This window comes from Microcella humidisoli, assembly GCF_024362325.1.
GTDB lineage: Bacteria > Actinomycetota > Actinomycetes > Actinomycetales > Microbacteriaceae > Microcella > Microcella humidisoli.
This window is the reverse complement of record NZ_CP101497.1, coordinates 1,933,449-1,946,818: the sequence shown is the minus strand read 5'-3', so window position 1 is coordinate 1,946,818 and position 13,370 is coordinate 1,933,449. Positions and strand designations below refer to the sequence as shown.

Annotated in this window: 15 protein-coding genes, 1 tRNA gene and 1 riboswitch; of the genes, 11 read left to right on the top strand and 5 right to left on the bottom strand. The window is 72.7% G+C overall.

The features are described 5' to 3' along the window. The first annotated feature begins 56 nt into the window (after positions 1-56). The 7 genes from orn (at position 57) to NNL39_RS09405 (ending at position 3,801) form a co-directional block, all read left to right on the top strand. Positions 57-677, top strand: a complete 621-nt coding sequence (gene orn, locus NNL39_RS09435) for an oligoribonuclease (protein ID WP_255159034.1) — start codon at positions 57-59, stop codon at positions 675-677. Positions 678-715: 38 nt separating this feature from the next. Beyond that, positions 716-791, top strand: a tRNA-His gene (locus NNL39_RS09430). A gap of 87 nt (positions 792-878) precedes the next feature. After that, positions 879-1,289 (top strand): SHOCT domain-containing protein, encoded by a 411-nt coding sequence (locus tag NNL39_RS09425; RefSeq protein WP_255159033.1) that lies wholly within the window; start codon positions 879-881, stop codon positions 1,287-1,289. Between the two features lie 59 nt (positions 1,290-1,348). Continuing rightward, positions 1,349-1,666 (top strand): ATP-dependent Clp protease adapter ClpS, encoded by a 318-nt coding sequence (gene clpS / locus NNL39_RS09420; RefSeq protein WP_255159032.1) that lies wholly within the window; start codon positions 1,349-1,351, stop codon positions 1,664-1,666. 13 nt (positions 1,667-1,679) lie between these two features. Further along, a complete protein-coding gene (locus NNL39_RS09415) occupies positions 1,680-2,216 on the top strand; it encodes a DUF2017 family protein (protein WP_255159031.1) in 537 nt (178 codons plus the stop codon). Between the two features lie 89 nt (positions 2,217-2,305). Next, a complete protein-coding gene (locus tag NNL39_RS09410; protein ID WP_322972931.1) occupies positions 2,306-2,590 on the top strand; it encodes a metallopeptidase family protein in 285 nt (94 codons plus the stop codon). After that, positions 2,587-3,801, top strand: coding sequence for a D-alanyl-D-alanine carboxypeptidase family protein (locus NNL39_RS09405; protein ID WP_255159029.1), 1,215 nt, complete (start codon positions 2,587-2,589; stop codon positions 3,799-3,801). Before NNL39_RS09410 ends, NNL39_RS09405 begins: the two co-directional genes overlap by 4 nt. On the opposite strand, the gene NNL39_RS09400 is transcribed toward NNL39_RS09405, so the two are convergent. Genes NNL39_RS09400 through NNL39_RS09385 form a run of 3 tightly spaced genes read right to left on the bottom strand, consistent with a single transcriptional unit; the run spans position 3,773 to position 7,291 of the window. After that, the gene (locus tag NNL39_RS09400; protein WP_255159028.1) at positions 3,773-4,303 is read right to left on the bottom strand and encodes a nucleoside/nucleotide kinase family protein; all 531 of its coding nucleotides are present in this window, start codon (positions 4,301-4,303) and stop codon (positions 3,773-3,775) included. The two genes, NNL39_RS09405 and NNL39_RS09400, sit on opposite strands and share 29 nt — an antisense overlap. After that, positions 4,290-6,602 (bottom strand): ATP-binding cassette domain-containing protein, encoded by a 2,313-nt coding sequence (locus NNL39_RS13020; protein ID WP_322972909.1) that lies wholly within the window; start codon positions 6,600-6,602, stop codon positions 4,290-4,292. The genes NNL39_RS09400 and NNL39_RS13020 overlap by 14 nt, the downstream gene beginning before the upstream one ends. Further along, a complete protein-coding gene (locus NNL39_RS09385) occupies positions 6,599-7,291 on the bottom strand; it encodes an ECF transporter S component (protein WP_255159027.1) in 693 nt (230 codons plus the stop codon). Before NNL39_RS09385 ends, NNL39_RS13020 begins: the two co-directional genes overlap by 4 nt. Positions 7,292-7,348: 57 nt before the next feature. Next, a riboswitch (TPP riboswitch) is annotated at positions 7,349-7,459 on the bottom strand. A 34-nt stretch (positions 7,460-7,493) separates the two neighbouring features. Between NNL39_RS09385 and NNL39_RS09380 the strand changes: the two genes are divergently transcribed. From NNL39_RS09380 to NNL39_RS09365, 4 genes are read left to right on the top strand one after another with little or no spacing between them, the layout of a single operon-like run. Next, positions 7,494-8,306, top strand: coding sequence for a nucleotidyltransferase domain-containing protein (locus NNL39_RS09380; protein WP_255159026.1), 813 nt, complete (start codon positions 7,494-7,496; stop codon positions 8,304-8,306). A 9-nt stretch (positions 8,307-8,315) separates the two neighbouring features. Further along, the gene (locus NNL39_RS09375) at positions 8,316-9,170 is read left to right on the top strand and encodes a TerC family protein (protein ID WP_255159025.1); all 855 of its coding nucleotides are present in this window, start codon (positions 8,316-8,318) and stop codon (positions 9,168-9,170) included. Continuing rightward, positions 9,167-10,621, top strand: a complete 1,455-nt coding sequence (locus NNL39_RS09370) for a GAF domain-containing sensor histidine kinase (RefSeq protein WP_255159024.1) — start codon at positions 9,167-9,169, stop codon at positions 10,619-10,621. Before NNL39_RS09375 ends, NNL39_RS09370 begins: the two co-directional genes overlap by 4 nt. Next, entirely contained in the window at positions 10,618-11,271 is a 654-nt protein-coding gene (locus tag NNL39_RS09365; protein WP_255159023.1) for a LuxR C-terminal-related transcriptional regulator, read from the top strand. Before NNL39_RS09370 ends, NNL39_RS09365 begins: the two co-directional genes overlap by 4 nt. A 9-nt stretch (positions 11,272-11,280) precedes the next feature. On the opposite strand, the gene NNL39_RS09360 is transcribed toward NNL39_RS09365, so the two are convergent. Then, positions 11,281-12,123, bottom strand: a complete 843-nt coding sequence (locus NNL39_RS09360) for a glycosyltransferase (protein ID WP_255159022.1) — start codon at positions 12,121-12,123, stop codon at positions 11,281-11,283. Further along, positions 12,120-13,301, bottom strand: coding sequence for a GNAT family N-acetyltransferase (locus NNL39_RS09355; RefSeq protein ID WP_255159021.1), 1,182 nt, complete (start codon positions 13,299-13,301; stop codon positions 12,120-12,122). The genes NNL39_RS09360 and NNL39_RS09355 overlap by 4 nt, the downstream gene beginning before the upstream one ends. Between the last annotated feature and the right edge of the window lie 69 nt (positions 13,302-13,370).

Below are 13,370 nucleotides of genomic sequence, written 5' to 3'. Positions count from 1 at the left end.
GTACGCGCGGCGGCTGGGCGCCGGAGCCGGTCGGGCCGCGCCGGTAGACTGCCCCGGTGAGTTCAACGACCGATCGCCTCGTCTGGATCGACTGCGAGATGACGGGGCTCGATCTGGCGGTCGACGACCTCATCGAGGTGGCGGTCGTCATCACCGACTACGAGCTCGAGCCCGTGCATCCCGGCTTCTCGATCGTCATCGCGCCCACCGAGGCGGGCCTCGCGAACATGGGCGAGTTCGTGCGCGAGATGCACGCGACGAGCGGCCTGCTCGACGAGCTCGAGGCGGGCGTACCGCTCGAGACGGCCGAGCAGCAGGTGCTCGCCTACATCACCGAGCACGTTCCGGCGGCGGGCCAGGCGCCGCTCGCGGGCAACACGATCGGCACTGACCGCGCCTTCATCGCCCGATCGATGCCGAGCGTCGACGCGCACCTGCACTACCGCTCGGTCGACGTCTCGAGCATCAAAGAACTCGTGCGCCGGTGGTTCCCCCGCGTCTACTTCAATGCCCCCGCGAAGAACGGCGGGCACCGGGCGCTCGCCGACATCCTCGAGTCGATCCGCGAGCTCGAGTACTACCGCCGGGCGGGCTTCGTGGGCGAGCCCGGGCCGACGTCCGACGAGGCGCAGGCCGCCGCGGCAGAGGTCGTGCAGAAGTGGGCGCCCCGCCTGTAATAGACTGTCGTGTCGGCCGTCGCGAGACGGTCAGCATGGTGGGTATAGCTCAGCTGGCAGAGCGCCTGGTTGTGGTCCAGGAGGTCGCGGGTTCAAGCCCCGTTACTCACCCCAAGTTGTGTTCCTCGCTCTCGAGGCGTCCCGCGCGTCTAGAGTGATCCTCACCCCGGCGTTCGCGCCGGGATCGAGGAGGAGTGCGCCATGACCGATGCCCTGCTGACGGGCCGCGTGCTCGACTCGTTCGTGCCGCTCGACCCGGGCAATCCGGTTGATCTCGTGCCGGGGGGCGGCGCCTTCGTCGGCCTCTTCGCGCTGCTGTTCTTCGCGGCGATCGGGTTCGGCATCTGGCGCATGACGGTGGTCAACTCGGCCTCGAAGCAGCTCGGGCTCTCCGACGAGCAGCGGCTGCTCGCCGTGACCGACGAGCAGGCCGGCGCCGCCATCGTGACGGGGGCCATCATCTCCGATGCGATCGCGGGTCGCCCGGGCGCCGACGGCGCGGTGCCCGATCTTCCGACGCGGCTGGCGTCGCTGCAGTCGGCGCTCGACAAGGGCCTCATCACGCAGGAGGAGTTCGCGAGCACGCGCCAGCGCATGCTCGACGAGGCCTGAGGCTCCCCTCGCCGGTCGGCCTCTCGGCGTCCTCCCGGTCGACGCGCGACAATAGAGGCATGACCTCGATCGCCCCGGCCCGCGCGCGCACCGACGGTGCGACGCGCGAGCAGGTGATCGAGCGGCCCCTGCACGCCGCCGAGGTGCCGTGGACGATCGTGGTCTGGAACGACCCCGTCAACCTCATGAGCTACGTCTCGTGGGTGTTCCGCCGCCATTTCGGGGTGGATGCGCAGACCGCCGATGAGCTCATGATACAGGTGCACACCGCGGGCCGGGCGACGCTCGCCCACGGCAACCGCGAGCACATGGAGCGCCACGCCGAGGCCATGCACGAGTACGGCCTGTGGGCCACCGTCGAGCGGGCACCCCGATGACGGCGGTGCGCTCGTGAGGATCACCGTGCCGACCGACGACCCCGCGCTCGTCGGCCTCGTGCACGTCGAACCCGAGGAGGCGCGCATTCTCGTCTCGCTCGCCGACCAGTTGCAGGCACTGCTCGCCGACGCGCTCGAGTCGCCGGTCGACGACGACTCGGCCGTGCGCCGCGTGCTGCCCGATGCCTACCGGCACGAGCCCGAGCTCGCCGACGAGTGGCGGCGCCTCAGCCGGCGCGGCCTCGTCGACCGCAAGATCGGCTTCGCGCGCACGCTGTCGACCGCGCTCGCGCCGGTCGCCGACGAGGGGATCGCGCGCACCGTGCCGTTGACGATGGATGCCGCCCTCGACTGGGTGCGCGGCATCGGCGACCTGCGCCTCGTCATCGCCGACCGCATGGGCATCATCGTCGACGGCGACGAGGGCGCGTTCGCCGAGCCCGGCCTGCGCGACGTGTACGACTGGCTCGCCTGGATGCAAGACGGAATCGTGCAGGTGCTCGAGGTGCGCGAACCGGATGCGCACCCCGCCGCGGGGGGTCCGTCGTGACCGACGACCGCGCATCCGACGCCCTCGAGCTCGACGCGGCCGCGTTCGAGGCCCTCGTCATCGATGAGCTCGACCAGCTGCCCGATGAGATGGTCGAGGGGCTCGAGAACGTGATCTTCGTGACGGAGGACCGCCCCGCTGACGGCTCGCTCGATCTGCTCGGGCTCTACGAGGGCACCGCCCTCACCGACCGCGGGCAGTACGGCTTCGGCGAGCTGCCCGACCGCATCGTCCTCTATCGCGAGCCGCTGCTCGCGGCGGCGGAGGGGGATCTCGAGGTGCTGCGCGACGAGATCCACGTCACGCTCGTGCACGAGATCGCGCACTACTTCGGCATCGACGACGACGAGCTGCACCGATTGGGCTGGGCGTGAGCGGGGCGCGCCGCGTGCGCCGGGTGCTGAGCGGCGTCGTGGCCCTCGCCGTCGTGCTCGGCGTCGTCTACGGCGCTGCGGCGCTGCTGACTCCCGTGCCGCGGCTGCACATCGAGCAGACCCTGTCGGCGGCCGTCGACGGCGGCTGGGACGACACGCTCGCGCTGCCCGCCGCGGGGTCGACGGCCCTGCTCGCCGGCAGCGGCTCGATCGTCGAGGCCGGCGATGCCGAGCCGCGGCCCATCGCGGGCATGGCCAAGCTCGTGCTCGCCCACGTCGTGCTCGACGCCGAGCCGCTCGGGGCGGGCGGCACCGGGGAGGCCATCACGATCGACCAGCAGCACATCGAGCGGTACCGCGAGCTCGACGCCGCGGGCGCCCGCACGGTCGCCGTGCGCTTCGGCCAGACCTGGACGCGCCGCGACCTGCTCGCCGCCACGGTCATCGGCTCGGGCAACAACACCGCCGAGCTGCTCGTCGACGAGGTGTTCGGCGGGCTCGACGCCTACCTCGCCGCCGCGCGCGCGTGGCTCGATGAGAACGGGCTCTCGAGCACGACCGTCGTCGACGGCACAGGACTCGACCCGGCCTCGCTCTCGACCGCCGCCGACCTCGCCCGGCTCGGCGCGCTCAGCCTCGAGAACCCCGCGCTCGCCGCGCTGCTCGAATCGCGACCCCGCACGACGCAGGGTGGCGCGGCCTTCGCCGACGAGGCCGCCTTCCTGCGCGAGCTCGGCACCACGGGCCTCGTGCGCACGTACACCGACGCGGCGGGGGTGTGCGTGCTGCTCGCGATCACGGTCGACGACGAGACGATCATCGTCGCCGCCCTCGGCCAGCCGGGCTACCCCGCCGCCGAGGATGCGGTGGGGGCGCTGCTCGAGAGTGTGCGCACGAGCGTTCGACCCGTCGAGGTCGTGGCCGCCGGGCAGGTCGTCGCCATTGCGCGCTCGGCCTGGGGGCAGGAGACCGAGCTCGTGGCGACCGAGGGCGTGTCGGTCAGCTCGACCGAGCTCGACGGGCTCGGGCTGCGGCTCGAGGCCGCCTCGCGGTCGACCATCGTGCGGGGCGCGGATGCGGGCAGCCTCGTCGTCGAGACGGGTGAGGCCGAGCAGGTCGTGCGGCTCGAGTCGACGAGTGCAATCACGGAACCCGGTGTCGCGTGGCGCTTCGCCGACCCGATCACGGTGTTCGAGCGCTGGGCGGGCTGAGCGGCTCGACGATCTCGTCTGCCGTCTCTCGAGGCGCGTGGAGCGCGGCGTGCGCGTCCTCCTGCTGCGCCCAGCGCGTCCAGTTGCGGGCGAAGACCTCGCCGTCGCGCGCGATCGCGCGTCGGCGCCGCTCGGCATCGTCGGCCAGCTCGACCCACACGGCGTGGTGCGCGAGCGAGCGGGCGGCGGGGCTGATGGCACCGCATCCTTCGATCACGAGGTCGCGTGCGGGGTCGAGGGCGTGCCAGGCACCGGGCTCCTCGTCGACCCAGTTCCACGAGCGCCAGCGCGGCGGCCGACCCTCGGCGATCGCGCGCAGCACGTGCTCGAGCACGTGCGCCTCGGCCGCCTCGAGGCCGTCCCACCCCGGGTAGACGTCGTCGAGGCTCAGCAGCTGGGCACCCGTGCGTCGCGCGAGCGCGGTGGCCCAGGTGGTCTTGCCCGCTCCCGAGCGGCCGTCGACGAGGGTGATGCGCGGCGGGGCGCCGTCAGCCGATGACACTCGTGAACTCCCCCGTGAGCACGGCCGCGACGACGGCGACGGTCGAGATGGCGATACCGACCGCGACGACCGCGGTGTCGGATGCGCGCCACGGCGAGGGCCGGGTCCAGGTGCGCGGGCCGGGGGCGCCGACGCCGCGCGCCTCCATGCCGATCGCGAGCGCCGACCCGCGGCGGATCGACAGCACGAGCAGCGCGAAGACGAGCCCGAGCGCACGGCGCACCCGGCCGCGGTCGCCGATGCCGCGCGCGCGCCGGGCCCGCTCGAGCAGGCGGGCGTCGTCGCGCAGCACGGTCAGCAGGCGCAGCGCGGCGACGCCGCCCAGCACGAAGCGACTGGGCAGGCGGAGGTTCTGGCCGAGAGCATCCCCCAGCCGCGTCGCATCGGGGCGCGCGAACAGGGCGATCGCGGGGATGCCGATGGCGAGGATGCGCAGGAGGGTCGCGAGGGCGAGCTCGAGGGATCCGTCGCTGATGCGCACGAGCAGGAACTCGGCGTAGACCGTGCCCGACTCGCGGCCGTAGAGCACGACCGTGGCGGCGGCGAGCGGGGCCGCAATGAGCACGGGAGCGGTGCGCCGCAGCAGGGTGCGGAACGGGATGCCCAGGAACGGGATGAGCAGCAGCTGCAGCGTGAGGGCGACAGCGGCCGAGACGACGTCGAGCGTCGTGACGAGCAGCAGGGCGGGCACGAGCGAGGCCGCGATCGCGGCGACGGGGTTGAGCCGCTCGCCGAGCGGCGCGCGACCCACCGCACCCGAGCCGGCGACGCTCCCCTCAGCGGGGCTCGCCTCGCTCGACGCTGTCCGCCTGCCCCGGTCTTTGGGCGCTCTGCCCGGCGTGTCGCCGACGACACGCTGATCCGGCAGCGATTCACCGGAGGGAACGGACACGGCCGGGAGTGCGACCTCGCGCGCGTCGAGTGCCGCGACGAGCTCGCGGTCGTGCGTCGCCATGATGACGGCTCCCCCGGCGTCGCGGTGGGCCGCGAGGAGCGCGGCGAGCTCGGCCCACGTGCGGGCGTCCTGCCCGAAGGTCGGCTCGTCGAGCAGCAGCACGCGCGGCTCGGTCGCGAGCGCGGTGGCGACCGACAGCCGGCGCTGCTCGCCGCCGCTCAGCAGGAAGGGGCTCGACGCGGCGAGGTGCGGCAGCCGCAGCCGCTCGAGCAGGGCGTCAACGCGCTCAGGATCGGCGCCGCCGACGGCGAGCTCATCGCGCACCGTCGCGGCCACGAACTGGTGCTCGGGGTTCTGGAAGACGACGCCGAACCGCTCGGCGAGCTCGGCCGAGGTCCATCGCGCGGGGTCCCCGGCGCCGAGGGCCTCGATCGTGCCGGCGGCAGGCGGGAGCAGGCCCGCGAGCGTGAGCAGCAGCGTGCTCTTGCCCGCGCCGTTGGGCCCCGTGAGGGCGACGACCTCGCCCGCGCGCACGGTGAGGTCGAGGCCGCTCGCGAACCCGATGACGTCTCCCCCGGCGGGCTGCACGGCGAGGCCTGTCGCGCGCAGCAGCTCGTCTCCCGACGCCGCGATCGGGGCGGCCGGATGCTCGGGTCCGCGCCCGGGAACCCACACACCGCGCCGCGCCAGCCGCGCCCCCTGCTCGAGCAGCACCTCGGCGACGGGGCCGTCGGCCACGATCCGCCCGCCGTCGAGCACGATGACGCGGTCGACGAGCGGGGCCCAGACGTCGACGCGGTGTTCGACGACGACGAGCGTCAGCCCGCGGTCGGCGACGAGCGCGGCGACGGCCGCGGCGACCTCGCGCACGCCGGCGGGGTCGAGCTGAGCCGTGGGCTCGTCGAGCAGGAGGGCCGCGGGGCGCATCGCGAGCACGCCCGCGAGGGCGAGACGCTGCTGCTGCCCGCCCGAGAGCCGTCGGGTGTCGGCGTCGGCGAGCGCCGAGAGCCCGACGGCGTCGAGCGCGCGCGGCACGCCCGCGAGGATCTCGTCGACCGGCTCGCCGAGGTTCTCGGGCCCGAAGGCCACGTCGTCGCCGGCGCGCGCGAGCACGAGCTGCGCATCCGGATCCTGCAGCAGCAGGCCGACCCGCCCGCGACGCGCGCCGACCTCGAGGCCGTCGACGGTCAGCTGTCCCTGCTGCTCGCCCTCGTCGGCCCCGCCGAGCACGCCCGCCCATGCCTGCAGCAGCGTCGACTTGCCACTGCCGGAGGCGCCGAGCAGCAGCACGCGCTCACCCGGCTCGATGCGCACGTCGAGCGCATCGAGCACGGGGGCCGAGCGCCCGGCGGGAGTCCAGCTCCAGCCCTGGGCCCCGAGGGCGGCCGCGCGAGCCGCGGTCACGAGCCCGATCGCGCGTCCTCTGCCGAGGCCGAGGCGGCGGCCGATGCGGCGGCCACGGGCTCGCTCGCCGTCGACCGGGCCGCGAGCTCCCGTCCGGCGGCGAAGCGCGCCAACGCACCCGTTCGAGCGAGCCCCCGCACGAGCAGCCAGCTGCCGAGCCCGGCGATGACGGCGCCCGACACGATCGCGCTCGCCGCGTAGACGACCATGAACTCGGGTCGCGCGCCGGCGTAGTAGAAGGTCAGGTCCATGATCGACATGCCGACGCCCGCGCCCATGCCGGCGAGGATGGCGGGCAGAAGGCCCCACGCACGGTAGAGCAGGATGGCGAAGACGATCTCGGCGCCGAGGCCCTGCACGAGGCCCCAGGCGATCGCCGTCCAGCCCCACATGCCGCCGAGCAGCGCCGAGACCGACGCGGCGACCAGCTCGCCGTAGAGCGCCGCACCGGGCTTGCGCACGACGAGACCGACGAGCACGGCCGGGAACAGCCAGACGGCGTACATGAGCGCCTGCAGCCCCGGCAGGGCGACCTCGAGGGGTGCCGTGACGGGCGAGTAGACGAGGTTCCACAGCGTCATGACGAGGCCGCCGGCGACGCCGAGCACGCTCGCGACGACGATGTCGACGACGCGCCACTGCAGGGCGGGTCGAGGGCGGGTGGAGGGGGTTGGTGCGGTCGTGACCATGAGTCGTGCCTTTCGCTCTGCGCGAGCGCGACCATCGCGCCCGCGTATCGGGTCGGCACGGGTGCGAGAAGTCCTCCCTGCGCCGGCATGATCCGGATCAGGTTCGACGGTCGAAGCGTGAGTGCGCTTCCTCTCAGCCCGGTTCACCGGACTCCCGTGTACGAGCACGAGTGTACGCCCGTCGCCCGCTAGGGTCGTGCGCATGACGAATGCAAGCGCTTACAGGATCGCCTTCGACGCATACCTCGCCCGCCTCGTCGCGGGGCTCGAGGCACGCGACGACGTCACGGGCCTCGTGCTCGCCGGGTCCACCGCCGACCGCGGCCGCGTCGACGAGTGGAGCGACCACGACTTCCTCGTCGTAGCCGACAGCGAGGCGAACGCCGAGCGCATGCGCCGCGAGCTCGACTGGCTGCCCGACGCCGAGCGCATCGTGCTGCGCCCGCGCGAGGGCGTGCACGGCCTCAAGGTCGTCTACGACGACGGCCACGTGCTCGAGTTCGCCGTCTTCGCCCCCGGCGAGCTCTCGCTCGCCATCGCCAACGCCTACGAGGTCGCGATCGATCGCGGCGGCATCACCGAGACGATGCGGGATGCCGCGCGAAAGCCGCGCCCCGGCCACGAGGCCACCGTCCGCGACCGCGCGGAACTCTTCCTCGCCCTGCTGCTCATCGGCGTCGGTCGGCACCGCCGCGGCGAGGTGCTCACCGCGGGTCAGTTCGTGCGATCCCACGCCCTCGCGCACCTCATCGCGCTGCATCGGGCCGTGTCGGCCGAGCGGCCCGAGCAGACGGCCCGGCTCGACGACCTCGACGGGTACCGGCGGCTCGAGCTCGTGCATCCGCAGTTCGCCGCCGCGGCGGCCGCCGCGATCGAGACCGACCCCGAATCGGCCGCGCGCGCCCTGCTCGCCCTCGCCGAATCGGGGCCGGTGGGGGCGGATGCGCGCTGGCCGCACGAGGGAGCCCGCACCGTGCGCACGCGGCTCGGCTGGAATGCGGTCGACGCTCACTAGGATTCGGGCATGGAACTCGCCTTCTCCCCCGAGCTGCTGATCGCTTTCGCCACGCTGCTCGTGCTCGAGATCATCCTCGGCATCGACAACGTCATCTTCATCTCGATCCTCGCGGCGAAACTGCCCCCCGAGCAGCAGAACAAGGCGCGCGTCCTGGGCCTCTCGCTCGCGATGATCATGCGCATCTTGCTGCTGTTCGCGGCGAGCTGGATCATCAGCCTCACCAACGACCTCTTCGAGCTCTTCGGCATGGGCTTCTCGGGGCGCGATCTCATCCTCATCCTCGGCGGGCTCTTCCTCGTCTACAAGGCCGTCGTCGAGATCCACGAGAAGCTCGAGGGTGCCGAGGGCCACCAGCAGTCCACCGCCAAGAGCGTGACCTTCGCGGGCATCATCGTGCAGATCCTGCTCATCGACATCGTGTTCTCGCTCGACTCGGTCATCACCGCGGTCGGCATGGTCGACGAGCTGTGGATCATGATCGCCGCCGTCGTCATCGCGATCACGCTCATGCTCTTCACGGCGAAGGCGATCAGCGACTTCGTGAACCGCCACCCCACCGTCAAGATGCTCGCCCTCGCGTTCCTCGTGCTCATCGGCACGACGCTCATCGCCGAAGGCTTCGACGTCAAGATCGACAAGGCCCTCATCTACGGCCCCATCGCGTTCGCGATCATCGTCGAGGTGCTCAACCTCGTCTACCGCGGCCGCCAGGCGAAGCGTCGCAACGAGAGCGTCGAGCCCGTCGAGCTGCGACCGTTCCTCGTGAAGGATGAAGCGCCCGACGACGTGACCCCCGTGCACCTGGGCGGAGCCCGGCGCCGCACCGTCGACGAGCAGAACCACCCCGACGGCGCGCCGTGACCGCGGGCGGCGAGAGCGTCGACGCGCTCGTCGAGCGCATCATGCAGCGCGCCGCCGGTCTCGACGAGGGCTACCGACGCGTGGGCCTGCTCGTCTCGGCCGCGCAGACCGTGACCGAGAGCCTCGACCTGACGACGCAGCTGCAGCGCATCGTGGGGGTCGGGCGCGAGCTCGTCGGCGCGCAGTACGGAGCCCTCGGGGTGCTCTCCCCCGATGGCGGGCTCGAGAGCTTCCTGCACGCCGGCTTCACCGACGAGCAAGTGCGGCAGCTGGGCGCGCCGCCGAGCGGGCGCGGAATCCTCGGCGCCGTCATCACCGAGGGACGCAGCATCCGGCTCGAGCACCTCTCGCACGATCCGCGATCGGTCGGGTTCCCGGCGCACCACCCGCCCATGGACTCGTTCCTCGGCGTGCCGATCCACGTCGAGGGCACCGTCTTCGGCAACCTCTACCTTACCGAGCACCGCGAGGGGCCGTTCGACGACATCGATGAGGCGATCATCGCCGCCCTCGCCGCGATGGCGGGCACGGCCATCGCGAACGCGCGCCTCTACGAGCAATCGCAGGATGACCGCCGCTGGCTCGCCGCCTCCGAGCGCCTCACCCAGCGTCTGCTCTCGGGCGAGGTCGGGCCCGACGACCTCGAGGCCATCACGACCTCGGTCTGGGAGCTCATGGGCGACCACGAGACGCAGGTCACCGAGACCGCCGATGGCGAACTCGTCATCACCCCGCCCGCGGGAGGGCATCCCCTGACCGACGCGCAACGCGAGACGGTCGCACGATTCGGCCGATCGGTCGCGATCGCGCGCGAACTCGCGCGCTCGCGCCTCGACGAGCAGTGGATCGCCCTCACCGACGAGCGCGACCGCATCGCGCGCGACCTGCACGACCACGTCATCCAGAGCCTGTTCGCCGTCGGGTTGTCGCTGCAGAGCGTCGTCGGCGACCCCTCGTCGCCGACGGGCGCGCGCATCGCGACCCAGGTCGACGCGATCGACTCGACCATCCGGCAGATCCGGCAGGCGATCTACCGGCTCTCGGCGCCGCCGAGCGCAGGCACCTACAGCCTGCGCGCCCGCATCAACCAGCTCGTGCGCGAGACCCTCGAGGGCGAGTCGCTCGACTCGCGCCTGGCGTTCAGCGGCCCCGTCGATACGCTCGTCGACCTCGGCCTCGGTGACGAGGTGACCGCCGTCATGCGCGAAGCGCTCTCGAACGCCGTGCGGCACGCGAGCGCGAGCCTCGTCGAGGCGAGCGTGGCCGTGCGCGGCGCGCAGGTCGTCGTCATCGTGCGCGACGACGGCGTGGGCATGCCCGAGACCGAACGCCGCAGCGGCCTCGCGAACCTCGCCGCGCGAGCGCGCGAGCGCGGCGGCAACTTCGCGATCGAGACCGTTCAGCCGCACGGCACCGAGGTGCGATGGAGCGTACCCTGGGAGTCACGATGACTCCTCCCGTTCGCGTCTTCCTCCTCGACGATCACGAGATCGTGCGCCGGGGCATCGCCGACCTGCTCGAGCAGGAGGACGGCATCACCGTCGTGGGCGAAGCGGGGCTCGCGACGGGCGCTGCCGGTGCCATCCTCGGCTCGACCGCGACCGTGGCGGTGCTCGACGGCCGCCTGCCCGACGGCAGCGGCATCGACGTGTGCCGCGACGTGAAGTCGGCCCGCCCCGAGATCGGCTGCCTCATCCTCACCTCCTACGACGACGACGAGGCCGTGCTCGCGGCCGTGCTCGCGGGAGCCGACGGCTACCTGCTGAAAGAGGTGCGCGCGACCGGCATCGTCGATGCCATCCGCCGCGTCTCGGCGGGCGAGTCGCTGCTCGACCCCACGCTCGCGGAAGGCGTCATGAGCCGCATCGGCGCCGCCGCGCCGGCCTCGCCGCTCGACGCGCTGACCCCGCGCGAGACCGAGATCCTCGCGCTCATCGCGAAGGGACTGTCGAACCGCGAGATCGGCAGCGCACTCTTCCTCGCCGAGAAGACCGTCAAGAACTACGTCAGCGGCATCCTCGCCAAGCTGGGCATGCAGCGGCGCACCCAGGCGGCCGTGCTCGCCGCCGAGTGGATGCCCAAGGGCACTACCCGCCGCTGACGCGGGAGCTCAGTCGGCCGCGGCGTCCGCCCGTCGGGCGGCCAGCTCCTGGTGCCCCCACCGCAGACCCTTCGCGATCGGGTAGACGGCGAGGAACACCCACGCCGGCGCCCGCAGTGCGCGGTTGCGCACGTCGTGGTGCGTGTAGGTGCGGTCGAAGCGCCCGACGTACGAGACGTAGTCGCGCGGGCTCTCCTCCACCCGACGCGCCGACATTCCCGTGACCATCGTCGGCACGTACACGGCCTTCAGGCCGGCGTCGTAAAGGTGCACCGAGATGTCGATGTCCTCGTGGAAAAGGTCCTCCTCATCACGGCACACCTCGTCGCGAATGGCCTGCCAGGCCGTCGCACGCAGGGCCATGTTGCTGCCGAACACGAAGTGGTACTCGCGCGCCAGGCGCAGCATCGCGCGACGCAGGGTGTCGTCGGCGCGCAGCCCGAAACGGCGCAGCGGCATGTCGTAGTAGAGCACCGGACCGGTCGCGGCGGCCACCGTGGGGTCGACGAAAGCCTTCTGCACTTCGGCGACCCAGGTGGGCTCGAGCACCGAGTCGGCGTCGATCCGACCGATGACCTCGCCCGTGGCGCTGTCGAGGCCGAGGTTGCGCGTCGGCACGAGGCCCTGCTCGTCGAATTGGCGTAGCAACCGCAGCGGAGCATCCGGATTCGACGTCTGCAGCTCGCGGACGATCTCGGCCGTGCGGTCGGTCGATCGGTTGTCGACGACGATGACCTCGTGGGCGGCCACGGTCTGCGCGAGCGCCGCCTCGACGCACGAGCGGATGGTCTGCTCCTCGTTGTAGGCGGGCACGACGATCGAGACGGTCGGCAGCGTCGGGGCGGCCGTCATGATGTGGCTCCGCCGTCGAGGGATGCCGCGGTCGCGCCCGGAACGGCGGCTGCCAGCAGCGAGACCGTGACGGTGCCGCCCTTCGTGGCCTGGGTTCCGACCGAGCGGAAGCCGAGCCGCTCGTGGAAGGCGAGGCTTCCGGGGTTGGGCGGATCGAGGTTGACCTCGCACGTCACCTCGCGTCGCCCTTCGGCGCCCGCTGCCGCGAAGACCGCGTCGTAGAGCACCGCACCGAGACCGGCGCCGCGCTCGCTCGCCGCGATGACGATGCGGTCGACGTAGAGGTGGTCGACGCCCCGCGCTTCGAAGAAGGCGTAGTTCTCGCTCGCGTAGTCGGCTCCGGGACGCATGGCGATGACGAAGCCGACGAGCCGCCCCGCGCGCTCGAGGCCGAGGGCGAGACCCGCGATGCCGACGAGCTCGGCGAGGTCGGCGGGCGGGGTGACGGGTACGGCGGGCGCGGCGGCATCATTGAGCACGGCGAGCTGATCGGCGTCGGCGGGCACGAGCGGGCGCAGCGTGACACCGTCGGGCAGGGCGAGGGTCATGGGCAGTGCTCCTGTTCTCACCTGAATGTGGTCGCCGCGCAGCGAGCGGCCGCGCACGCCGACGGCGGTGCGGTCGAGCAGGCGCCACGGGTGCGCATCGAGGTCGGCACCGCCGAATCCCGCGAAGGCGCGCGCGAGCGGCGCGACGAGGCGGGCGGCACCGGTGGGGGGCTGCATGTCGACGATCGCGACACGGGCGCCCGGCCGCGCGGCGGCGATCGCGCGCTGCCACGCCTGCGCGGGGTCGGCCATGATCGAGAGCGTATAGGTCGCGATGACGATGTCGGCCGGGCCGCCGAGCTCCGCGACCACGCGCTGCGCATCCAGCTCGAGGGCGTCGCTCTCGAGCAGCCGCACGCTGTCGAGCCCGCGCCGCTCGGCACGACGGCGCGCGACGGCGAGCATCTCGGTGCTGCGGTCCACTCCGAGCACGCGGCCGTGCGGCGCGACCGCCGCGTGCAGCAGCGGGTGGTTGAGCCCCGTGCCGCAGCCGAGATCGAGCACGCGCTCGCCGGGCTGCGGGTCGAGCATCCGGATCGCCTCGATGCGGCCGATGCGGTAGACCGGCCATTCGGCTGAGAGCGCGTCGTACAGGCGCGCCCCCGAGCGGTAGCGCTCGCGTGACCCCATGAGTCTGCTCCTCGTCATCGAGTCCCGTGCGCCGTCGCGAGAGGAGTCGCGACCCGGTACCGGCACCAG